This window comes from Sulfitobacter sp. EhC04, from assembly GCF_001650875.1.
In the GTDB taxonomy this organism is placed as follows: domain Bacteria; phylum Pseudomonadota; class Alphaproteobacteria; order Rhodobacterales; family Rhodobacteraceae; genus Sulfitobacter.
The window spans coordinates 1-23,233 of sequence record NZ_LXYI01000041.1 but is presented as its reverse complement, the minus strand read 5'-3'; the positions used below and the strand labels follow the sequence as shown (position 1 = coordinate 23,233).

22 protein-coding genes, 1 tRNA gene and 1 pseudogene are annotated in these 23,233 nt (G+C 59.9%); 22 read left to right on the top strand and 2 right to left on the bottom strand.

The window, feature by feature from the left end:
* Both A8B82_RS24585 and A8B82_RS16740 read left to right on the top strand, forming a co-directional pair.
* On the top strand, positions 1 to 213 hold a 213-nt coding region (locus A8B82_RS24585), incomplete at its 5' end, for a hypothetical protein (RefSeq protein ID WP_235604719.1).
* A 30-nt stretch (positions 214 to 243) separates the two neighbouring features.
* A complete protein-coding gene (locus A8B82_RS16740) occupies positions 244 to 906 on the top strand; it encodes a CatB-related O-acetyltransferase (RefSeq protein ID WP_082899349.1) in 663 nt (220 codons plus the stop codon).
* A 108-nt stretch (positions 907 to 1,014) separates the two neighbouring features.
* On the opposite strand, the gene A8B82_RS16735 is transcribed toward A8B82_RS16740, so the two are convergent.
* Entirely contained in the window at positions 1,015 to 1,512 is a 498-nt protein-coding gene (locus tag A8B82_RS16735; RefSeq protein ID WP_067294917.1) for a DUF892 family protein, read from the bottom strand.
* 155 nt (positions 1,513 to 1,667) lie between these two features.
* Between A8B82_RS16735 and A8B82_RS16730 the strand changes: the two genes are divergently transcribed.
* The 15 genes from A8B82_RS16730 (at position 1,668) to A8B82_RS16660 (ending at position 18,343) form a co-directional block, all read left to right on the top strand.
* Positions 1,668 to 1,743 (top strand) — tRNA-Trp (locus A8B82_RS16730).
* 137 nt (positions 1,744 to 1,880) lie between these two features.
* Entirely contained in the window at positions 1,881 to 2,636 is a 756-nt protein-coding gene (locus A8B82_RS16725) for a hypothetical protein (RefSeq protein ID WP_067294915.1), read from the top strand.
* Between the two features lie 102 nt (positions 2,637 to 2,738).
* The gene (gene secE / locus A8B82_RS16720; RefSeq protein WP_067294913.1) at positions 2,739 to 2,936 is read left to right on the top strand and encodes a preprotein translocase subunit SecE; all 198 of its coding nucleotides are present in this window, start codon (positions 2,739 to 2,741) and stop codon (positions 2,934 to 2,936) included.
* Between the two features lie 216 nt (positions 2,937 to 3,152).
* Positions 3,153 to 3,686, top strand: a complete 534-nt coding sequence (nusG, locus tag A8B82_RS16715; protein WP_067294910.1) for a transcription termination/antitermination protein NusG — start codon at positions 3,153 to 3,155, stop codon at positions 3,684 to 3,686.
* Positions 3,687 to 3,724: 38 nt separating this feature from the next.
* Entirely contained in the window at positions 3,725 to 4,312 is a 588-nt protein-coding gene (locus A8B82_RS16710) for a YdeI/OmpD-associated family protein (protein ID WP_067294908.1), read from the top strand.
* 156 nt (positions 4,313 to 4,468) lie between these two features.
* On the top strand, positions 4,469 to 4,894 hold the full coding sequence (rplK, locus tag A8B82_RS16705; protein ID WP_067294906.1) for a 50S ribosomal protein L11: 426 nt from the start codon (positions 4,469 to 4,471) through the stop codon (positions 4,892 to 4,894).
* 1 nt (position 4,895) lies between these two features.
* Positions 4,896 to 5,600 carry a 50S ribosomal protein L1 gene (gene rplA / locus A8B82_RS16700; RefSeq protein WP_067294903.1) on the top strand — a complete coding sequence of 235 codons (705 nt, stop codon included), beginning with the start codon at positions 4,896 to 4,898 and terminating at the stop codon, positions 5,598 to 5,600.
* Positions 5,601 to 5,827: 227 nt separating this feature from the next.
* The gene (locus A8B82_RS16695) at positions 5,828 to 6,064 is read left to right on the top strand and encodes a hypothetical protein (protein ID WP_067294900.1); all 237 of its coding nucleotides are present in this window, start codon (positions 5,828 to 5,830) and stop codon (positions 6,062 to 6,064) included.
* Positions 6,061 to 6,252 carry a hypothetical protein gene (locus A8B82_RS16690; RefSeq protein ID WP_067294898.1) on the top strand — a complete coding sequence of 64 codons (192 nt, stop codon included), beginning with the start codon at positions 6,061 to 6,063 and terminating at the stop codon, positions 6,250 to 6,252. The genes A8B82_RS16695 and A8B82_RS16690 overlap by 4 nt, the downstream gene beginning before the upstream one ends.
* 362 nt (positions 6,253 to 6,614) lie before the next feature.
* Complete coding sequence (rplJ, locus tag A8B82_RS16685; protein ID WP_067294896.1) at positions 6,615 to 7,127, top strand: 50S ribosomal protein L10; 513 nt, start codon at positions 6,615 to 6,617, stop codon at positions 7,125 to 7,127.
* A gap of 74 nt (positions 7,128 to 7,201) precedes the next feature.
* Positions 7,202 to 7,576, top strand: a complete 375-nt coding sequence (gene rplL, locus A8B82_RS16680) for a 50S ribosomal protein L7/L12 (protein ID WP_067294893.1) — start codon at positions 7,202 to 7,204, stop codon at positions 7,574 to 7,576.
* A 284-nt stretch (positions 7,577 to 7,860) separates the two neighbouring features.
* Entirely contained in the window at positions 7,861 to 12,000 is a 4,140-nt protein-coding gene (rpoB, locus tag A8B82_RS16675) for a DNA-directed RNA polymerase subunit beta (RefSeq protein ID WP_067294891.1), read from the top strand.
* Entirely contained in the window at positions 11,997 to 12,965 is a 969-nt protein-coding gene (locus tag A8B82_RS16670; RefSeq protein ID WP_067294888.1) for a GSCFA domain-containing protein, read from the top strand. The genes rpoB and A8B82_RS16670 overlap by 4 nt, the downstream gene beginning before the upstream one ends.
* A gap of 102 nt (positions 12,966 to 13,067) precedes the next feature.
* Positions 13,068 to 17,312 (top strand): DNA-directed RNA polymerase subunit beta', encoded by a 4,245-nt coding sequence (gene rpoC / locus A8B82_RS16665; protein WP_067294885.1) that lies wholly within the window; start codon positions 13,068 to 13,070, stop codon positions 17,310 to 17,312.
* A 164-nt stretch (positions 17,313 to 17,476) separates the two neighbouring features.
* A complete protein-coding gene (locus A8B82_RS16660) occupies positions 17,477 to 18,343 on the top strand; it encodes a DMT family transporter (protein ID WP_067294883.1) in 867 nt (288 codons plus the stop codon).
* On the opposite strand, the gene A8B82_RS16655 is transcribed toward A8B82_RS16660, so the two are convergent.
* Entirely contained in the window at positions 18,332 to 19,138 is an 807-nt protein-coding gene (locus A8B82_RS16655) for a putative rhamnosyl transferase (RefSeq protein ID WP_067294880.1), read from the bottom strand. The genes A8B82_RS16660 and A8B82_RS16655 overlap by 12 nt on opposite strands.
* A 368-nt stretch (positions 19,139 to 19,506) precedes the next feature.
* Here A8B82_RS16655 and rpsL point away from each other — a divergent pair, with 368 nt between their 5' ends.
* From rpsL to A8B82_RS24575, 5 genes and pseudogenes are all read left to right on the top strand, one after another.
* The gene (rpsL, locus tag A8B82_RS16650; protein WP_025063456.1) at positions 19,507 to 19,878 is read left to right on the top strand and encodes a 30S ribosomal protein S12; all 372 of its coding nucleotides are present in this window, start codon (positions 19,507 to 19,509) and stop codon (positions 19,876 to 19,878) included.
* A gap of 157 nt (positions 19,879 to 20,035) precedes the next feature.
* On the top strand, positions 20,036 to 20,506 hold the full coding sequence (gene rpsG / locus A8B82_RS16645; RefSeq protein WP_067294877.1) for a 30S ribosomal protein S7: 471 nt from the start codon (positions 20,036 to 20,038) through the stop codon (positions 20,504 to 20,506).
* 77 nt (positions 20,507 to 20,583) lie between these two features.
* Entirely contained in the window at positions 20,584 to 22,710 is a 2,127-nt protein-coding gene (fusA, locus tag A8B82_RS16640; protein WP_067294875.1) for an elongation factor G, read from the top strand.
* Positions 22,711 to 22,804: 94 nt separating this feature from the next.
* Positions 22,805 to 22,968: pseudogene (locus tag A8B82_RS24580) on the top strand (GTP-binding protein); the annotation flags it as partial.
* Positions 22,969 to 22,970: 2 nt separating this feature from the next.
* Positions 22,971 to 23,233 (top strand): GTP-binding protein (locus A8B82_RS24575; protein WP_235604605.1); only part of this gene is annotated, 263 nt, incomplete at both ends.

The window sequence follows — 23,233 nt, the reverse complement described above, 5'->3', positions numbered from 1 at the left end:
GAAGATCACCGACTGATCACAGGCTGCGCCCGCAAGGGCGCGCTTCTGACAGCAGAAAAAGCAAAGGCCGCTCCACAGGGGGCGGCCTTTGTCGTTTGGGGGGTATGGGATTGGATTTTTGAGGGCCAAAAGAGGCGGTTTCGCCAAGCGTCGCGATTTGCTAGAGTTCTGGCGAAACCGATGGAGGGTGAGATGACAACATCTGCGATCTGAACCAGTATTTTCCAGATCAAAGGAGCTGTCATGCCCGATTCACGACCTTTCCCCGACGCCGACGTCCTGCATCCGGTGCCATTGCCTGACGGCAGCACCCATCCCGGCACGGTTTTCCTCGCAGCTGCCGTGGACCATCCACGTTTATCGGTTGGCGCTTATACTTATGCCAGTGCCCATCAGCCGCCCGGTGACTGGGCGGCGCATCTCGCACCCTATCTTTACGATTTCAGCCCGGAGCGGTTGGTGATCGGAAAGTTCTGCCAGATTGCGGATGGGGTCACCTTCATCACCGCGTCGGCGAACCACCGCTATGACGGTATTTCCAGTTTCCCTTTTGCAGTCTTCGGGGGCGGGCCGGTCGAAGGCCGACCTTCGATGCCAGGGCCGGGACCTGATACGGTTATCGGGAACGACGTCTGGATCGGGCAGGGTGCCCGCATCCTGCCGGGCGCGCATTTGGGGGATGGCGTGATTGTCGGTGCCGGTGCCGTGGTCGCAGGCCATATCCCGCCCTACAGCATCGTTGCGGGGAACCCTGCCAAGGTCTTGCGCAGGCGGTTCGAGCCGCAGCAGATAGAAGCATTGCTGCGCATCGCCTGGTGGGATTGGCCGATTGACATGATCCTCGCCCATGAGGCGCTGATCGTCGGGGCTGACGTCGCCGGGTTGGTGGCGGTCAGTGGCGGATGAGCCGGAAATACCAAGTTGTTCAACGCGGTCCGGGCTTCCGGCGCGACCGGACAGTCATGCGAAAACCCCCTCGCAAGGGGGTTTTGCCTTGTCGTGACACGGCAGCGCTTATGCGGCGGCCTTGTTGACGCCGCCACTCATGGCAATATCCGTCATGTGACGATCGCCATCATAGGTGTTGTCCAAAAGCTGTTGCAGAATGCCTGCATCCTCGTCCAGTTCCAGACGGTTGGCAAAGGCGACAACGGCACCGTACCCGGCCAGCGCATAATGCACCATGCGCTGATATTGCGTAATGATCACCACATCACGCGTTGCATCATCGGCGAAATCCGCCTTGATCGCATGGGCGCGAGCTTCGGTCACCAGTCCTGCCATCCCCTTGCATTGCTCGCCTTCGGGGTCGATATCATGTTTGGCACAGATCGACTTAAGGTGATCCATGCCTTCGCTGATCCCGTTCGCCCCGGCGATAAGCGCTTCGCTCAGTTCCTTGTCTGCGGCGGCGCGGCCAAGCTCGGTGGTGGCGTCAAGCGATTGCTTGCAGGCGCTGTAAAGGTCCTGCAGTTGATCATGGTAAACGTCGTGAAGGTTCTTGAGTGTCATTGCGGTCTCCTTGATTTCGGGGCGCTGTGCCCGTGTCAAAGGGTCAACGCCCCGCCCCCGATGCAGAGTTCCATCGCAATCCGCTGAAATTCGGAGCAATGGGCGCGATGCCCCTTGATTGCCGCGGCAATTACGACTAGTCGGAAGTCCGGCATAGGGGTTTAGCTCAGTTGGTAGAGCATCGGTCTCCAAAACCGAGGGTCGTGGGTTCGAGTCCCTCAGCCCCTGCCATTTATCCCTCCTCATCACAGTGACGCAGCCGCCGTGCGGTCGATTGCATCAAGGGTGCCTCGTTTTTGACATATTGTCGTCAATGAAGAGTCTGATTGCGCCGGTATCGAGGCGCGGACTGGCTGAGAGATGCGAACATGACGACAGCGAAAGAACCCACCAAGGACACATCGAATACCTCCGCGCAGGTGGCGACGTCACCCTTGGTGGACGACCTGGATCCGAACGCCCTTGCCGCGATCCGGGACCTGTTGGAATCCGAGGCCCAGGATCAGGCCCCGCAGCCCGTTCCGGCCCCACAGGCGACCCCGTCGAGGGTCGCTGCGCCATCCGCTGCCTCGGCGCCGACCAAACGGGAACTGCTGGAACAGCAGTCGATTGCGCCGCCGGAGCCGCAGGCCTCTGCCGACCAGCCCGCGAAGAAGTTGGGCCGGGGCAAGCGGGCCAAGGCGGCGCGTCAGGTGCGTGCCGAAGGTGGCCGCATCGCCAATATGAAGGCCGCCGTGCTGGGGTATCGCCCCACACCGCGCCATATCGTGATCGCCACCGCTGCACTGATCGTTTTCTTCAGGCCCTGGCTTGTGCTTGGCATTGGCATCCTGTCGCTTTTCATCCTCACAGGTATCTTTCTGATCCTCGGCTATGACGGTTTCTGGCGTCGTGCCATGGGGTTGGCGCGCTGGTATGCCCGCAGGCATCCGACCCGCGCGGTGGAGATGCACCGCAAGCTCGACAGCTTTGCAATGAAGTGGGACGCTGTTCTGGACCGGTTCCCGGAAGGCACGGTCGATGGGCTTTACCTGCCGGATTTCGGTGATCTGGCAGAAGCAGAAAGCAGGCATGATGCCGCCCTGGACCGCCGGTTTTCCGAAATGCGCGAGGGCGAGGTCTGACAGAGCCCGCGCCGCAAAGCGATTGGGCCCGCCTGTTACGGCTTGAATCCGCCCGACGCACCCTTTAGATGCTTCGGGCAGACAAGCGTTAGGATAGATCAGATGGCCACCACCAATCCGCTACAGTTCATTCAGCAGGTGCGTGCCGAGGTGGCAAAGGTCGTATGGCCCACCCGGCGCGAGGTGCTGTTGACCACGGTGATGGTGTTCATCCTCGCGGCGCTCACAGCGGTCTTTTTCGCGATCGTGGACATCCTGATCCGCGGTGGGTTGCAAAGCGTTCTGGGGATGTTCGGTTAAGCGCTGCTCTGCCGGGGCTGTGCTGCGAAATTCGCAATCCTCCCTTGAAAGACCTGCGCGTGCGCGGTATTGCGCAGGCCTGACCTGACAAGGGCGTGCGGCGATTCGAGTTGCGCGCCGCTTTTTTATTCAGGCTTTTTCAGGTGCGCCTCACGCGGCGCACGAGCGTTACTCAGAAGGCGGCAGATGCCGCGCAAGACAGGGACCAGAGTTCAGATGGCAAAACGGTGGTATTCGGTCAGTGTCCTGTCGAACTTCGAAAAGAAGATCGCCGAGCAGATTCGCACCTCTGTCGAAGAGCAGGGCCTTGAGGACCAGATCGACGAGGTGCTGGTGCCGACCGAAGAGGTGATCGAAGTTCGCCGGGGCAAGAAGGTGACGGCAGAACGGCGCTTCATGCCCGGCTATGTGCTGGTGCACATGGAAATGTCCGACAAGGGCTATCACCTGATCAACTCGATCAACCGGGTGACCGGTTTCCTTGGTCCGCAGGGCCGTCCGATGCCGATGCGCGATGCCGAAGTGCAGGCGATCCTGGGCCGGGTGCAGGAAGGCGAAGACGCGCCGCGCACCCTGATCCATTTCGAAGTGGGCGAGAAGGTCAAGGTGGCCGATGGCCCGTTCGAGGATTTCGACGGTATGATCGAGGAAGTCGACGACGAGAACCAGCGCTTGAAGGTATCCGTGTCGATCTTTGGCCGCGAAACCCCGGTCGAACTCGAATTCACTCAGGTGAACAAACAGATCTGAACCGGGCGTTCTGACGCCCCGGTCGGTGTGGAGCCGATATGGGCAAGGCCGATCCGAGGATTGACAGGTATCTCGCCAAGGACCGTCCCTGGCGTGCGGAGCTTGTTGCGCTGCGGCGTCTGATGCTGGCTGAGGATGTGACGGAGGCGCTGAAATGGCACCAGCCCTGTTACGCGGCCCATGGCAACAACATCGGTATCATCGGAGCAGAAAAGAACGACGTGGCATTGTCGTTCTTCAAGGGCGTGCTGTTCGACGATCCATCCGGGTTGTTGGTCTCACCCGGCCCCAATTCGCGCTCTGCCCGTGTCATGAGGTTCACCTCTGTCGCTGGAATCGACGCGGCAGCGCGGGACATCACCGGGTTCATTAAGCAAGCCATCGCGGTCGAGAAAGACGGCCGCACTGTAGATTTGCCAAAGGACGATTTCGACTATCCTGAAGCGCTGCTGGCCGCCTTCGAGGAAGACCCGGAGTTGCAGGATGCGTTCGAGGCCCTGACACCGGGACGTCAGCGTGGCTATGTCCTGCATATCTCGGGGGCCAAGCAGGAGGCGACGCGGCGGGCGAGGATCGCAAGGTGGCGCGATAGCATCCTTGCAGGGCAGGGAATGCACGACCGCTAGGACTTGCGCGGGGGGCAAGTGGCGTGTATAGGCCGCCTCTGTTGCGCCTTGCGCGGCATCCAGATGTGGGAGGCAAGGGGGCCGCGGCACCCGAACCGGACCACGCAACCAAAAGCCCGACGGTCGCGACCCGAGGGTGTTGAAAGGAGAAGGCCAATGGCCAAGAAACTCGTCGGTACGATGAAGTTGCAAGTCAAGGCGGGGCAAGCCAACCCGTCCCCGCCCGTTGGACCCGCACTGGGTCAGCGCGGCATCAACATCATGGAATTCTGCAAGGCGTTCAACGCCAAGACAGCAGACATGGAACCCGGTGCGCCGTGTCCGACCGTGATCAGCTATTATCAGGACAAGTCCTTTACCATGGACATCAAGACGCCCCCGGCGTCCTACTACCTGAAAAAAGCTGCCAAGGTGAACTCTGGCGCGAAAACGCCTAGCCGTGAAACTGTCGGCACCGTCACGCCCAAGCAGCTGCGCGAAATCGCAGAAGCCAAGGCCGCCGATCTGAGCGCCAATGACGTCGAAGCGGCGATGAAGATCATCCTGGGCTCTGCCCGCTCCATGGGCATCGAGGTGAAGTAAGATGGCAAAGCTTGGAAAACGTACCACCGCCGCCCGCGAAGCATTCGTCGGCAAGGAAGATGTGACCGTCGAAGAAGCCGTTGCACTGATCAAGGGCAACTCCAAGGTCAAGTTCGACGAGACCATGGAAATTGCCATGAACCTCGGCGTTGACCCCCGCCATGCGGACCAGATGGTCCGTGGCGTTGTCGGCCTGCCCAACGGCACCGGCAAGACCATGCGCGTTGCCGTGTTCGCCCGTGGCCCCAAGGCAGAAGAAGCCCAGGCCGCCGGTGCGGATATCGTCGGTGCAGAGGACCTGATGGAAACCGTGCAATCCGGCAAGATCGAGTTCGATCGCTGCATCGCCACGCCCGACATGATGCCCATCGTGGGGCGTCTGGGCAAGGTGCTGGGCCCGCGTAACCTGATGCCGAACCCCAAGGTCGGAACCGTGACCATGGACATCAAGGAGGCCGTCGAGGCAGCCAAGGGTGGCCAGGTGCAGTTCAAGGCTGAAAAGGGCGGTGTCGTGCATGCCGGCGTCGGCAAGCTGAGCTTTGATGAAGCAAAGCTGGCCGAAAACATCCGCGCCTTTGTGGGTGCCGTGGCCAAGGCCAAGCCGACAGGCTCCAAGGGCACCTACATGAAGAAGATCAACCTGAGCTCGACAATGGGCCCTGGGATTTCCGTGGCGGTTGACGACGCGATGACCGACCAGGCCTGATCGGCTTCGGACCGAGAAACTGATTGGAAGAGGGCGGTGGCATTGTCACCGCCCTTTTTCTTTTAAGGGCCTGTCTCTTTCTTGATGGGTCTGACACAGCCAGACTGACTATCGGATGTCGGAGGTGCTGGAAACCCTGCCGGATGGTTGCAGGTCTGTAATTTTCAGGCCAGTCGAATACGTGAATTTCCCCCAGCAGCCGGACAAGCTGCTGTTTCGCCCCCTATATGAACCGGAACCTGGGTTTTGGCGGGCATGCCACCGGCAAGACATTGGCCCGCGCCGGGCTGGACGTGTCCCGCGCGCATCCGCACTGGTTTGTCGATGCGCAGGGCAAGCGGATCACCGACATCGTCAAGATGCTGGACGAGCGTTGCGCGCTGTTGCACTTTTACTTCCTGAATTATGCAGACCGGCGGCGCAAAGCCGATTTTCGTCTCAAGGCCTTCAGAAACGCAAGATGAACCTGCTGGTGAAACCGGGCCGAGAGCGCGAGTTGCGGCATCAGTGGAGCCGGTTGCACCAGATCACGCCGGAACAGAACGAAATCATGCGGGCCCATGACCTGTTGCTGGAACTTGATGTGGATATGGCGGGTATCGTGCAGCAGTATTTCGGCCAGATCGACGAACCCTTGCGCTTGGTCGGTTGATCCGGAATACTACGGAAAAGGCTGGTAACTCTGGTGCGCCGGGCCGCTCGATGCGGTCCGACTGGCTTGAGTTTGAAACGCTGCGCATTTGGGGGTTGGAAATCCTCCGTCAACTGTTTATCCCAACCCTCAGGTACAAAGCGCGATTCGTCGCGCTTTTGTGCTTTTCGTCCGAGACGGTGGGTGTTGAAGGCTTTTCAACATAATTCCTGCCTGAGACGGGAAACGGCAGATTTTCTTCGGACAGCCCGACGGGCCATCCGCAGCGACGCGTCCGGCCCCCGTAAGGACCCGAAAGTCGGGGCCAGCAGCCCCGGCAAAACTGAGCCGGAGGGGCAACCCTCCCTTACTGGAGTGAAACTGTGGATAGAGCACAAAAAGAACAGTTGGTCGACGAACTCGGCCAGATCTTTGAAAGCTCTGGCGTCGTTGTGGTAGCCCACTACGTCGGTCTGACAGTTGCTGAAATGCAGGACCTTCGCGCGCGTGCTCGTGACGCTGGCGGGGCCGTGCGTGTTGCCAAGAACAGGCTCGCCAAGATCGCCCTTGAGGGTAAGCCATGCGCAAGCATTGCCGACCTTCTGACGGGCATGACCGTTCTGACCTATTCTGAGGATCCCGTGGCTGCGGCCAAGGTTGCTCAGGAATTCGCCAAGGAGAACCAGAAGTTCGTTATCCTTGGCGGTGCAATGGGCGAGAACGCACTCGACGTGGCCGGTGTGGAATCCGTGTCCAAGATGCCTTCGCGGGAGGAGCTTATCTCCACCATCGCGGGCATGCTGGGCGCACCTGCATCGAACATCGCCGGGGCCATTGGCGCACCTGCAAGCAACATTGCATCCATCCTGTCCACGATCGAGGACAAGGCTGCGTAAGCAATTCGTCATATCGGCGTGCTGGTTGAATCAACACGTTGGAACACACATATCGTTAACGGAAAGAGCTAAACATGGCTGATCTGAAGAAACTGGCAGAAGAGATCGTTGGTCTGACACTGCTGGAAGCACAAGAACTGAAAACAATCCTCAAGGACGAGTACGGCATCGAGCCCGCAGCAGGCGGCGCAGTGATGATGGCTGGTCCTGCTGACGCCGGTGGCGCAGCAGCCGAGGAAAAAACTGAATTTGACGTCGTTCTGAAGAACGCGGGCGCATCCAAGATCAACGTGATCAAGGAAGTGCGCGGCATCACCGGTCTGGGCCTGAAAGAAGCCAAGGACCTGGTCGAAGCCGGCGGCAAGATCAAAGAAGGCGTCGACAAAGCCGAAGCCGAAGAAGTCAAAGCCAAGCTGGAAGCAGCTGGCGCGGAAGTCGAGCTGGCCTAAGCGGTCGCCGAGGGAGCCGATCTTTTCGAAAAGATCGGACCGGAATTTTCAAAAATTCCGGCACATCCCGCAAGAATATTGGCTGGACGGGGCGATTGTCCTGTCCAGCCAAACCTGTCTTGAAGGATGCTTTTGCGAAAGCATCCTTCTGGAGAGGTCCACAGGTCGGAAGGGGTGCGGTGGGACGCACCCCAGCATTGACCGGAAAACTCCGCTCTTAAAGCAGCGCCTCACGGCCCCGGTGAGGACGCGCTTGGTGAGAGAATCGAAAGGTGACACGACACATGGCACAATCCTTCCTTGGCCAGAAACGTCTGCGTAAATATTATGGCAAAATCCGCGAAGTGCTGGAAATGCCGAACCTGATTGAGGTTCAGAAATCCTCATACGACCTTTTCCTGAATTCCGGCGATGCCGAAACCCCCACAGATGGCGATGGCATCCAGGGCGTGTTCCAGTCGGTGTTCCCGATCAAGGACTTCAACGAGACCTCCGTGCTGGAGTACGTGAAGTACGAACTGGAAAAACCCAAGTACGACGTTGAGGAGTGTCAGCAACGCGACATGACCTACAGCGCGCCGCTCAAGGTGACGCTGCGGCTGATCGTGTTCGATATCGACGAAGACACAGGTGCGAAATCGGTCAAGGATATCAAGGAACAGGACGTGTTCATGGGGGATATGCCCCTGATGACGCCGAACGGCACGTTCATCGTGAACGGCACAGAACGTGTGATCGTTTCCCAGATGCACCGCTCTCCCGGTGTGTTCTTTGATCACGACAAGGGCAAGACGCATTCCTCGGGCAAGCTGCTGTTCGCCTGCCGGATCATTCCCTACCGCGGCTCCTGGCTTGATTTCGAATTCGACGCCAAGGACATCGTATTCGCGCGCATCGACCGCCGCCGCAAGCTGCCTGTCACCACCCTGCTTTATGCGCTGGGGCTGGACCAGGAAGGCATCATGGATGCCTATTACAAGACCGTCACCTACACCCTGCAGAAGAACAAGGGCTGGGTTGCCCCCTTCTACCCCGAGCGGGTACGCGGCACACGACCGACCTATGACGTCGTTGACGCGGCCTCTGGTGAAGTCCTGTTCGAGATGGGCAAGAAAATCACCCCGCGCGCGGTGAAGAAGCTGATCGACGACGGCAATGTCACGGAACTGTTGCTGCCCTTCGATCACATCAACGGCAAGTTTGTTGCCAAGGACATCATCAACGAGGAAACCGGCGCGATCTATGTCGAGGCTGGCGACGAGATGACGCTGGAGTACGACAAGGACGGCACGCTGATCGGCGGCACCGCGAAAGAGCTGATTGACGCGGGCATCACCGACATTCCGCTGCTGGACATCGACAATGTCAATGTCGGCCCCTACATGCGCAACACGATGGCGAACGACAAGAACATGAACCGCGACACCGCGCTCATGGACATCTACCGCGTCATGCGTCCGGGCGAGCCGCCCACCGTCGAGGCCGCTTCCGCGCTGTTCGACACGCTGTTCTTTGACAGCGAACGCTATGACCTGTCCGCCGTCGGCCGTGTCAAGATGAACATGCGTCTTGACCTCGATGCGGAAGACACCGTGCGCACCCTGCGCCGCGAAGACATCGTGGCCTGCATCAAGGCGCTGGTGGATCTGCGCGACGGGCGTGGCGACATCGACGACATCGACCACCTTGGCAACCGCCGCGTGCGGTCCGTCGGCGAGCTGATGGAAAACCAGTACCGTGTTGGCCTGCTGCGGATGGAGCGCGCGATCAAGGAACGCATGTCCAGCGTCGAGATCGACACCGTGATGCCGCAGGATCTGATCAACGCGAAACCGGCAGCTGCGGCTGTTCGTGAATTCTTCGGCTCCAGCCAGCTGTCGCAGTTCATGGACCAGACCAACCCGCTGTCCGAAGTGACGCACAAGCGTCGCCTGTCGGCGCTTGGACCGGGCGGCCTGACCCGCGAGCGTGCCGGCTTTGAGGTGCGCGACGTACACCCGACCCACTATGGCCGGATGTGCCCGATTGAGACGCCGGAAGGTCCGAACATCGGCCTGATCAACTCGCTGGCGACCTTCGCCCGCGTGAACAAGTATGGCTTCATCGAAACGCCCTACCGCGTGGTCAAGGACAGCAAGGTGACCGACGAGGTTCACTACATGTCCGCGACTGAGGAAATGCGTCACACCGTGGCGCAGGCCAACGCATCACTGGACGAAAACGGTCGCTTTATCAACGAGATGGTGAACACCCGTCGTTCCGGTGATTACACGCTGGCCCCCACGGAAAGCGTTGACCTGATCGACGTGAGCCCCAAGCAGTTGGTCTCGGTCGCCGCTTCGCTGATCCCGTTCCTTGAGAACGACGACGCGAACCGCGCCCTGATGGGGTCGAACATGCAACGTCAGGCGGTTCCGCTTCTGCAAGCCGAGGCGCCGCTGGTCGGCACCGGCATCGAGGAAGTTGTGGCACGCGATTCCGGCGCGGCCTATATGGCCAAGCGGGCGGGCATCATCGACCAGGTCGATGCAAGCCGTATCGTGATCCGGGCAACCGAAGACCTTGAACTGGGCGACGCGGGCGTGGACATCTACCGCATGCGCAAGTTCCAACGGTCGAACCAGAACACCTGCATCAACCAGCGCCCGCTGGTGAAAGTGGGTGAGACGGTGACCAAGGGTCAGGTGATTGCCGATGGTCCGTCGACCGACATGGGTGAATTGGCCCTGGGCAAGAACGTGGTCGTCGCCTTCATGCCTTGGAATGGCTACAACTACGAAGACTCGATCCTGATCTCCGAGCGTATTTCTCGCGATGACGTCTTTACCTCGATCCACATCGAGGAATTCGAAGTCGCCGCGCGTGACACGAAGCTTGGGCCGGAAGAGATCACCCGCGACATTCCAAACGTGGGTGAAGAAGCGCTGCGCAACCTCGACGAGGCGGGCATCGTGTACATCGGCGCTGATGTCGAACCGGGCGATATTCTGGTCGGCAAGATCACACCCAAGGGCGAAAGCCCGATGACGCCGGAAGAAAAACTGCTGCGCGCCATCTTTGGTGAAAAGGCATCGGACGTCCGCGATACATCGCTGCGGGTGAAGCCGGGCGATTTCGGCACCGTTGTCGAAGTGCGCGTCTTCAACCGCCATGGTGTGGAAAAAGACGAACGTGCGCTGCAGATCGAGCGTGAGGAAGTCGAACGTCTGGCCCGTGACCGCGATGACGAACTCGCGATCCTCGACCGGAACATCTATGCGCGTCTGCGCGAGATGATCCTGGGCAAGGTTGCTGTCAAAGGCCCGAAAGGTGTCAAACCGAACAGCCAGATCACCGAAGAACTGCTGGACGACCAATTGTCCCGCGGTCAGTGGTGGCAATTGGCGCTGGAAGACGAGGACGACGCGAAAATCGTCGAGGCCCTGAACGAGCAGTACGAGATCCAGAAACGGACCTTGGATGCGCGTTTCGAGGATAAGGTCGAGAAAGTGCGTCGTGGCGACGATCTGCCCCCCGGTGTGATGAAGATGGTCAAGGTGTTCGTGGCGGTGAAGCGCAAGCTGCAGCCGGGCGACAAGATGGCCGGTCGTCACGGGAACAAGGGTGTGATTTCGAAAGTGGTGCCGATGGAGGACATGCCGTTCCTTTCGGATGGTACACCTGTCGATTTCTGTCTGAACCCGCTGGGCGTGCCGTCGCGCATGAACGTCGGTCAGATCCTTGAAACCCACATGGGCTGGGCCGCACGCGGTCTGGGCATCAATATCGACGAAGCGTTGCAGGAATACCGTCGCTCCGGCGACCTGACCCCTGTGCGCGAGGCGATGAGCCATGCCTATGGCCAGGATGTCTATGACGAAGGCATCGCAACCATGGACGAGGACACGCTGATCGAAGCGGCGGGCAACGTCACGCGCGGTGTGCCGATTGCCACGCCGGTCTTCGACGGGGCCAAGGAAGCCGACGTGAACGACTCGCTCAAGCGTGCCGGTTTCGACACCTCTGGTCAGTCGGTCCTGTTTGACGGTCGCACGGGCGAGCAGTTTGCCCGCCCCGTGACCGTGGGCGTCAAGTACCTGTTGAAGCTGCACCACCTGGTCGACGACAAGATCCACGCGCGTTCGACCGGGCCATACAGCCTCGTTACCCAGCAGCCGCTTGGTGGTAAGGCGCAGTTCGGTGGTCAGCGCTTCGGTGAGATGGAGGTCTGGGCGCTTGAAGCCTACGGCGCTGCGTACACCCTGCAGGAAATGCTGACCGTCAAGTCGGACGACGTCGCGGGCCGGACCAAGGTCTATGAAAGCATCGTCAAGGGCGAGGATAACTTCGAAGCGGGCATCCCGGAGAGCTTTAACGTTCTCGTCAAGGAAGTGCGCGGCCTCGGCCTGAACATGGAACTCCTGGATGCGGAGGAGGATGAATGACGCTGATGCAAAATCAGGTCCCGGAAAACGGGGCCGAGACATTTGCAGCGACGCTGAAGAACAAGTCTCGTAAGTATCCCGACAGGGAGGACGCGCGTTACGATGATTTTCAGTTGCTGCCCGATGTCTACCCAGGGTTCAGGATCGATCCGTCTTCTTCCGTCTTCACGATCGGGTCGTGCTTTGCGCGCAATGTCGAGGACGATCTGCTTGACCGCGGCGTTGATGTGCCGACCGCACATTACTCCGCTGCTCAGGACGGTGTGCCGGGCCGCAAGAACCGTGTGCTGAACCAGTATAATCCGGGCACGATGCTGCAATGCGTTCAGACGGCGTTCGGGGAAGCACCTGACGGCGGGATTTATCCGGCCGGCATCGGCAAGGTCGTGGATTGCCTGCTGTCCACTGGCGGCAACGCGGTCAGCGCGACGCGGGCCAAGGAGCGGCGCGCTGAAATCGCGGCGCTCTACCGCGATGGGCTGGCAAAGTCCGACACCGTTGTCATCACCCTGGGCCTGATCGAGACATGGAAGGACACGACGACCGGCCTCTATCTGAACGAGGCTCCGCCGATGAAACTGATCAAGCGGCATCCGGAACAGTTCGAGTTTTGCCGCCTGGATGTCGCCGAAAGCGTCTCTTTGGTCTCGAAGATGGTCGAGCTTCTGACCAGTGACCGGCAGCGCAACATTGTGCTCACGGTGTCGCCCGTGCCGCTTCAGGTGACATTCTCCGGTGGCGATGCAGTGACGGCGAATGGCTATTCCAAAGCCGTGCTGCGCGTTGTCGCCGAGACTGTTACCCAGAAGTACGGGAACGTCGACTACTTCCCAAGCTACGAGTCGGTGACTACCGCCGGTTTCCGCGCCCTGGGCGAAGACAACGTCCACGTGCGCCCGAAAATCGTGAAGCGGATCGTCAACTACATGCTGGATCAATACTTGGAGCACGCGCCGGCCGCATAGACATGGGCGGCCCCGCCTGGGGCTACGTCACAACTTCCATTTCCCAAATGCGTAACGCCGACAACGACCTCAGGGTCAAGCAGGAAACGCCGAGGACACACAATGAACCAAGAACTGACAAACAACCCGTTCAACCCGCTGACGCCGCCCAAGGTGTTCGACGAAATCAAGGTCTCTCTGGCATCGCCCGAGCGGATCCTGTCGTGGTCCTTCGGTGAGATCAAGAAGCCCGAAACCATCAACTACCGCACGTTCAAGCCCGAACGTGACGGTCTGTTCTGCGCCCGTATCTTTGGCCCGATCAAGGATTACGAATGCCTGTGCGGCAAATACAAGCGCATGAAGTATCGCGGCGTTGTCTGCGAGAAATGTGGCGTTGAAGTCACGCTTCAAAAGGTCCGCCGCGAACGGATGGGCCACATCGAACTGGCTTCGCCCGTCGCGCACATCTGGTTCCTGAAATCGCTGCCGTCGCGCATCGGCCTGATGCTGGACATGACGCTGCGCGATCTGGAACGCGTGCTGTATTTCGAGAACTACGTCGTGATCGAACCCGGCCTGACGGACCTCACCTATGGTCAGATGATGACCGAGGAAGAGTTCATGGACGCCCAGGACGCTTACGGCATGGACGCTTTCACCGCCAACATCGGTGCCGAAGCGATCCGTGAAATGCTGGCAGCGATTGATCTGGAGGCCGAGGCCGACCAACTGCGCGAAGAGCTGAAAGAAGCCACCGGCGAGCTGAAGCCCAAGAAGATCATCAAGCGCCTGAAGGTCGTGGAAAGCTTCCTTGAATCCGGCAACCGCCCCGAATGGATGGTTCTGACCGTGATCCCGGTGATCCCGCCGGAACTGCGCCCGCTGGTGCCGCTGGACGGGGGCCGCTTTGCCACCTCCGACCTGAACGACCTGTATCGCCGGGTAATCAACCGGAACAACCGTCTGAAGCGGCTGATCGAGTTGCGCGCGCCCGATATCATCGTCCGCAACGAAAAGCGGATGTTGCAGGAATCTGTCGATGCGCTGTTCGACAACGGCCGCCGTGGCCGCGTGATCACGGGTGCCAACAAGCGCCCGCTGAAATCGCTGTCCGACATGCTGAAAGGCAAGCAGGGCCGCTTCCGTCAGAACCTTTTGGGCAAACGCGTCGACTTCTCGGGCCGTTCGGTCATCGTGACCGGGCCGGAACTCAAGCTGCACCAATGTGGTCTGCCCAAGAAGATGGCATTGGAACTGTTCAAGCCGTTCATCTATTCGCGGCTGGAGGCCAAGGGCCTGTCGAGCACCGTGAAACAGGCGAAAAAGCTGGTGGAAAAGGAACGTCCCGAGGTTTGGGATATCCTGGATGAGGTCATCCGCGAACACCCCGTCATGCTGAACCGTGCGCCGACGCTGCACCGTCTCGGCATTCAGGCGTTCGAGCCCGTGCTGATCGAAGGCAAGGCGATCCAGCTGCACCCGCTGGTCTGCTCGGCCTTCAACGCCGACTTTGACGGTGACCAGATGGCTGTCCACGTGCCGCTCTCGCTGGAAGCCCAGCTTGAAGCGCGGGTGCTGATGATGTCCACGAACAACGTGCTGTCGCCCGCCAACGGCGCGCCGATCATCGTGCCGTCGCAGGATATGATCCTTGGCCTTTATTACACCACGCTGGAACGCGCGGGCATGAAGGGCGAAGGCAAGATCTTTGGCACCGTGGACGAAGTGCAGCACGCATTGGATGCGGGCGAAGTGCACCTGCACACCAAGATCAAGGCCCGGATCAAGCAGATCGACAACGAAGGCAACGAGGTCATGCTGCGCTATGACACGACCCCCGGTCGTGTGCGTCTGGGTGCGCTGCTGCCGCTGAACGCAAAGGCACCTTTCGACCTGGTGAACCGTCTGCTGCGCAAGAAAGAAGTGCAGCAGGTCATCGACACCGTCTACCGCTATTGCGGCCAGAAGGAATCGGTCATCTTCTGCGACCAGATCATGACCATGGGTTTCCGCGAAGCCTTCAAGGCGGGCATTTCGTTCGGCAAGGACGACATGTTGATCCCCGACAGCAAGTGGGGGCTCGTCGACGAGACCCGCGAGCAGGTCAAGGATTTCGAACAGCAGTACATGGACGGCCTGATCACCCAGGGCGAAAAGTACAACAAGGTCGTGGATGCCTGGTCGAAGTGTAACGACAAGGTGACCGAGGCCATGATGGGCTCGATCTCTGCCGAGCGGCTGGACGAAAACGGTGCCGTGATGGAACCGAACTCGGTCTATATGATGGCCCACTCCGGTGCCCGTGGCTCCGTCACCCAGATGAAGCAGCTGGGCGGGATGCGCGGGTTGATGGCCAAGCCGAACGGTGACATCATCGAGACGCCGATCATCTCGAACTTCAAGGAAGGTCTGACCGTTCTTGAATACTTCAACTCGACCCACGGCGCGCGGAAAGGTCTGTCGGACACGGCTTTGAAAACCGCGAACTCGGGTTACCTGACGCGCCGTCTGGTGGACGTGGCCCAGGACTGCATTGTGCGTATGCACGATTGCGGGACCGAGGCCGCGATCACTGCCGAAGCGGCGGTCAACGATGGCGAAGTCGTGTCGTCCCTGGCCGAGCGTCTGCTGGGCCGTGTGTCGGCGGATGACATTCTCCGGCCCGGCACCGACGAAGTGCTGGTGCCAGCGGGTACCATTGTCGACGAACGGATGGCGGATCTGGTGGACGAAGCGGCGGTTCAGTCCGCGCGCATCCGCTCGCCGCTGACCTGCGAAGCCGAAGAGGGTGTCTGCGCCATGTGCTATGGTCGTGACCTTGCACGCGGCACCCTGGTCAACCAGGGCGAAGCGGTTGGCATCATCGCGGCACAGTCCATCGGTGAGCCCGGTACACAGCTGACGATGCGGACCTTCCACATCGGCGGCGTGGCCCAGGGTGGTCAGCAGTCTTTCCTTGAGGCCTCTCAGGAAGGCAAGATCGTGTTCGAAAGCGCCCAGACCATCGAGAACGCCAATGGCGAAGTGATCGTGATGGGCCGGAACATGAAACTGCGGATTGTCGGCGAGGATGACGCGGAACGTGCCAGCCACAAGATCGGCTACGGTACGACCCTGTTCGTCAAGGACGGGCAGAAAGTGGCGCGGGGCGACAAGCTTATCGAGTGGGACCCCTACACGCTGCCGATCATCGCCGAGAAATCGGGCCTGACCAAGTTCGTGGACCTCGTGTCGGGTATCGCCGTCAAGGACGAGACCGATGATGCGACGGGCATGACCCAGAAGATCGTGATCGACTGGCGCGCTGCCCCCAAAGGCAACGAGCTGAAGCCGGAAGTGATCCTTGTGGGTGAAGATGGCGAACCGGTCCGCAACGATGCGGGCAACCCGGTGACCTATCCGATGTCCGTGGATGCGGTTCTGTCCGTCGAGGACGGCACCGACATCAAGGCGGGCGACGTCATCGCGCGTATTCCGCGCGAGGGTGCCAAGACCAAGGACATCACCGGTGGTCTGCCGCGTGTGGCCGAACTCTTTGAGGCGCGCCGCCCCAAGGATCACGCCATCATCGCGGAAATCGACGGCTATGTGCGTTACGGCAAGGACTACAAGAACAAGCGCCGTATCGCGATTGAATCCGCTGACGATGCCGATGTGAAGGTCGAATACATGGTGCCCAAGGGCAAGCACATTCCCGTTGCGGAAGGTGACTATGTCCAGAAGGGTGATTACATCATGGACGGCAACCCGGCGCCGCATGACATCCTTGCGATCATGGGTGTGGAGGCCTTGGCCGACTACATGATCGACGAGGTGCAGGATGTTTATCGTCTGCAGGGTGTGAAGATCAACGACAAGCACATCGAGGTGATCGTGCGCCAGATGCTGCAGAAGTGGGAGATCCAGGATTCTGGTGAGACCACGCTGCTCAAGGGCGAACATGTCGACAAGCAGGAGTTCGATCTGGCCAACGAGAAGGCCATCAGCAAAGGCGGCCGCCCCGCGAAGGGCGAACCGATCCTGCTGGGCATCACCAAGGCGTCGCTGCAAACCCGCAGCTTCATCTCTGCGGCGTCCTTCCAGGAAACCACGCGGGTTCTGACCGAAGCATCGGTTCAGGGCAAGCGGGACAAACTGGTGGGTCTCAAGGAGAACGTCATCGTGGGCCGCCTGATCCCGGCTGGTACGGGCGGTGCGACCATGCAGATGCGCAAGGTTGCCCAGGACCGTGACAACGTGGTCATCGAAGCACGCCGCGAAGAGGCAGAGCAGGCCGCGCGCCTTGCCGCGCCGGAAGCCAGCGACGATGTGGTCGGCGGCGATGTCTTTGACACCGTGATCGTGGACGAAGAAAGCCGCGATTGATCTGATTCCCACTGAATGAAGAAAGCCCCCGGCACCCCAGGTGTCGGGGGCTTTCCATTTTCCGGTCCATGCTTCGGGCGGGTCCATGCTTCTGGTGGGATTGTACATGCCCGGCCACGCGGCATAGGGTGCGCCAATTGCAAATTGCCGAAGGCCGCCGAACAATGTCACCCACTCTGCTTGGCGCGCTGCTGATGACGGCCTCCATGGCGTCCTTCACCCTCAATGATACGATGCTGAAACTGACAGCGGGCGCGGTGCCGTTGGCGCAGTTGATCTTTATCCGCTCATTTGTCACCTGTTCGCTGATGCTGGCGACCAAAGGGCGGATTGGAACGATGCATTTCGACATCGCGCGCCGTGACTGGATATTGATCGGGGCCAGGGCCGCGTCAGAGGTCAGTATCTCCTACTTTTTCCTCACCGCGCTTTTCAATATGCCGCTGGCCAATATCACCGCGATAATGCAGGTGGTGCCGCTGGCCGTGACCCTTGCCTCGGCCCTGTTCCTGCGCGAGGCGGTTGGTGGTCGCCGCTTCATGGCGATCTTCATCGGGTTCATGGGTGTCATGCTGATCGTCAAGCCGGGGGCGGAAGGGTTCAATATCTGGGCGATCTATGCGCTGCTGGCAGTGCTGGGGGTAACAGCCCGTGACCTGATCACCCGGCAGCTGTCACCACAGGTGCCCTCGATGACTGTCGCGCTCAGCACGGCGGTTGCGGTGATGGTGGCCTTCGGGATGGTGTCGCTGTTCGATCCCTGGGTTTCGATTCCGCTGCAGATATGGGTGCTGATCATCGGCTCGGCTGTGGCGATCATGGCCGGTTATTTCCTGTCCATCTGGGTGATGCGGGTGGGCGATGTGTCGTTCACAGCGCCGTTCCGCTATACCGCGCTGGTCTGGGCGTTGTTGCTGGGCTGGTTTGTCTTTGGCGAATGGCCCGGCTGGATGACACTGGCGGGGGCGGCAATCGTCGTGGCCACGGGCGTTTTCACCTTCTACCGCGAGCGCAAGCTGTCAGGCGCCTGAAAAGACCCGCCTGACGTGATCTGCGTCGATGGCAAAACGATCCCTGAACAGCTTTTCCTGCGCGGCAGTCAGCGGTGTGACCAGGATCGGCTTCACCTTTTTCTGCCGCGAATCGTTAAAGCCGTTGTGGCTGCGCACCCACATCGCGGCGTCCGAAAAACTGATCGCAGGCATGAAACGGGGGATCTTCTCATGGGCAAAGTTCATGATGGTCTGCGAACAATTGCCCTTGATATACATGCCCAGCGAAGCGACGTAGAACTGGCGGAACATGTCCACTGCCGCGATCCCGTTCGCCCCGAACTCGGCCACGAAGCCGCGGTTCCAGTCATAGGCGACAGTGCGGTTATCGCCGATCAGCGCGCTGGAGTCCGCCACCGCGCGACGCAGCTTTTCGATGAAGTCGACAGAGACCGCATCATCATCGTCGTAGCGAAATTGCAGGCAGGGCTCTGCCGGATTGATCCGCGCCTCGTTCAGGATCTCCTTCATCACCTCGCGCTGGTTGCGCGGCGGTTCCTTGTGAAGCAACGCCTGCGGCAGGTCCTCGATAAGGGTTTCGAGCCGTTTCACATGATGTTTCGGAAACTGGTCGCCGATCACGATGATCAGGCTGAAATCGGGGTCTGTCTGCGCCTTCAGGCAGGGCAGAGCCACGGTTTCGAGCAGTTGAAACCGCTCTTCCAACCGGCTGTCTTCGTAAAGATAGGCGATCCGGTCCTCGATGTCCTCGTGCTCGACCTGGAAGCCCCCCAGCGCGGGATAGGAAAAACGGCAAAGTCCGATCGCCTGCATATGGGGGCTTTCCTCTTGGGGCTTGCGGTTGACCCCGAATATGCAGGCGGCGCAGGTGCCGTTGCAAGCGCCTTTGCGCCTGACCCGGCGCAATCCTGACCGGTCGTGGGCTGTTGACACCCTGCGCCCAACGCCCTATACGCGCGCTATCCGGGACGTGGGGCAACCCCTGCAGGCCCGAAATCATAAGCTACGTGGTCAAGACCCGGTCTATTGCTGATCCGGTCCTCTGTAACCCCACCGCCTCGTTTTCCTCGGTACGGGAACGTTGCGGTGTTTTTGCTTTGCCAATGGTAAAGCATCGAATTTGAAACCGCATGGGGTGCTCCTCGTGCACCTGATGTGAGACAGAACGGGGATAAACCGGAATGCCAACGATCCAACAGCTGATCCGCAAGCCGCGGCAGCCAAAGCGTAAATACTCGAAATCCATGCACCTGCAGGAATGCCCGCAGAAGCGTGGCGTCTGTACCCGCGTGTACACCACCACACCGAAAAAGCCGAACTCGGCCATGCGTAAGGTTGCCAAGGTGCGCCTGACCAACGGCTTTGAGGTCATCAGCTATATTCCGGGCGAAAGCCACAACCTTCAGGAACACTCCGTTGTCCTGATCCGCGGCGGTCGTGTAAAAGACCTTCCCGGTGTGCGTTACCACATCCTTCGCGGTGTTCTGGATACGCAGGGCGTCAAGGATCGTAAGCAGCGCCGTTCCAAATATGGTGCCAAGCGTCCGAAGTGACCTGTCGCGCCGCGGCGAGGTCATCCTCGGGCTCGACCCGAGGATCTCCGAGCCAGGGGCGCTCCGTTAGATATCCTCGGGTCGAGCCCGAGGATGACATCACACGAAACCATCGGATCGCAAAGCGCCGATCCCCCGCCAAGAGGAAGACACATCCATGTCACGCCGCCACGCCGCTGAAAAACGCGAAGTTCTGCCGGACGCCAAGTATGGCGATCTGGTTCTGACAAAATTCATGAACAACCTCATGATCGACGGCAAGAAGTCCGTCGCCGAAACAATCGTCTACAACGCGATGACCCGCGTTGAAGACAAGATCAAACGCGCGCCCATCGAAGTGTTCCACGAAGCACTTGAGAACATCCAGCCCTCCGTCGAAGTGCGCTCGCGCCGCGTCGGTGGTGCGACCTACCAGGTCCCCGTGGAAGTCCGCCCAGAGCGTCGTCAGGCGTTGGCGATCCGCTGGCTGATCAAGGCTGCACGTTCGCGCAACGAGAACACCATGGAAGAGCGTCTTGCCGGTGAGCTGCTGGATGCCGTTCAATCCCGTGGCACAGCCGTGAAAAAGCGCGAAGACACCCACAAGATGGCCGATGCCAACAAGGCCTTCAGCCACTACCGCTGGTAATTCAATTCAAAGATCGGGGCCGCGATACGCGTGGCCCCTGACCCTTTTTAACGCAAGACCTCTGAGGACACCTCCCAATGGCACGCGACTATCCGCTTCAACGCTATCGCAACTTTGGCATCATGGCGCACATTGATGCCGGCAAGACCACATGTTCGGAACGCATCCTGTTCTACACCGGCAAGAGCCACAACATCGGTGAGGTCCACGACGGTGCGGCCACGATGGACTGGATGGAGCAGGAGCAGGAGCGCGGCATCACCATCACCTCCGCTGCGACGACAACTTTCTGGCAGCGCCAGGAAGAGCCGACAGCAGACGCCACATCCGACACCAAATACCGGATGAACATCATCGACACCCCCGGCCACGTGGACTTCACCATCGAGGTTGAGCGTTCTTTGGCCGTTCTCGACGGTGCGGTTGCCGTTCTCGACGCCAACGCCGGTGTGGAGCCGCAAACCGAAACCGTGTGGCGTCAGGCTGACCGCTACAAGGTGCCGCGCATCGTCTTCGTCAACAAGATGGACAAGATCGGCGCAGATTTCTTCAACTGCGTTAAGATGATCAAGGACCGTACCGGTGCGACACCGGCACCGATCCAGATCCCGATCGGCGCGGAGAACGAGCTTGAAGGCATGATCGACCTGGTGACCATGAAAGAATGGGTCTGGGCCGGTGAGGACCTCGGCGCGAGCTGGGAACAGCGCGACATCCGTGACAGCCTCAAGGCCTCTGCCGACGAATGGCGCGCCCACCTCATCGAGACCGCGGTCGAGATGGACGACGACGCGATGGAAAACTACCTGATGGACGGTGCAGAACCCGATGTGGACACGCTGCGTAAGCTGATCCGCAAGGGTACGCTGGCCATCAAGTTCATCCCCGTCCTCTGTGGTTCCGCGTTCAAGAACAAGGGCGTGCAGCCCCTGCTGAACGCCGTGATCGACTATCTGCCCAGCCCGCTGGACGTTGTCGATTACATGGGCTTCAAACCGGGTGACGAAACCGAAACACGCGACATTCCGCGCCGCGCGGATGACGACATGGCGTTCTCGGGCCTTGCGTTCAAGATCATGAACGACCCCTTTGTCGGCTCGCTGACCTTCACCCGCATCTACTCGGGCAAGGTCAACAAGGGCGACAACATCCTGAACTCGACCAAGGGCAAGAAAGAACGCATCGGTCGTATGATGATGATGCACTCCAACAACCGCGAGGAAATCGAAGAAGCCTTTGCGGGCGACATCATCGCGCTGGCGGGTCTGAAAGACACCACCACGGGCGATACGCTCTGCGCGCAGAACGATCCGGTGGTGCTGGAAACGATGACCTTCCCCGATCCAGTGATCGAGATCGCTGTCGAGCCCAAGACAAAAGCCGACCAGGAAAAGATGTCCGCCGGTCTGGCCCGTCTGGCCGCCGAGGACCCGTCCTTCCGGGTGGAGACCGATATCGAAAGCGGTCAGACCATCATGAAGGGCATGGGCGAACTTCACCTCGACATCCTGGTGGATCGCCTGAAGCGTGAATTCAAGGTCGAAGCCAACATCGGTGCGCCTCAGGTGGCCTACCGCGAGACGATTTCCCGCGAAGCCGAGATCACCTACACCCACAAGAAACAGTCCGGTGGTTCCGGTCAGTTTGCCGAGGTGAAGATGATCCTGATGCCGACAGAGCCGGGCGAAGGTTATTCCTTCGAGAGCCGTATCGTCGGTGGTGCCGTGCCCAAGGAATATATTCCGGGTGTGGAAAAAGGTATCAAGTCGGTTCTGGACTCTGGTCCGCTGGCGGGATTCCCGGTCATCGACTTCAAGGTGGCGCTGATCGACGGCAAGTTCCACGACGTCGACTCCTCGGTGCTGGCATTTGAAATCGCGGCCCGGATGGGTATGCGCGAAGGCATGAAAAAGGCCGGCGCCAAGCTGCTGGAACCGATCATGAAGGTCGAAGTGGTGACGCCCGAGGAATACACCGGTGGCATCATCGGCGACCTTACGTCGCGTCGCGGTCAGGTGCAGGGTCAGGACACTCGCGGCAACGCGATTGCGATTGACTGCTTTGTGCCGCTGGCCAACATGTTCGGCTACATCAACACGCTGCGGTCGATGTCGTCGGGCCGCGCGAACTTTACCATGCAGTTCGACCACTACGAGGCCGTGCCGCAGAACATCTCGGACGAAATCCAGTCCAAATTCGCTTGATCCAGCGGTGCGTGGGAAACCACGCACCCTACACCAACCCGTAGGGTGTGTGCTGCGCATGCACCGTTTTGAATGAAAATGAAGGAGCCACACCATGGCAAAGGCAAAGTTTGAACGTAACAAGCCGCACGTTAACATCGGCACGATCGGTCACGTTGACCACGGCAAGACGACCCTGACAGCGGCGATCACGAAGTATTTCGGTGACTTCCGCGCGTATGACCAGATCGACGGCGCGCCCGAAGAGAAGGCCCGCGGNNCAGGTGGGCATCCCCACGATGGTTGTCTACATGAACAAGGTCGACCAGGTGGACGACGAGGAGCTGCTGGAGCTGGTGGAGATGGAGATCCGCGAGTTGCTGTCCTCCTACGAGTATCCCGGCGACGACATGCCCGTGATCCCCGGTTCCGCGCTTGCCGCCATGGAAGGCCGCGATCCCGAGATCGGCGAAAACTCGATCCGCGCGCTGATGAAGGCGGTTGACGAGTTCATCCCGACGCCTGCGCGCGCCGTGGACCAGCC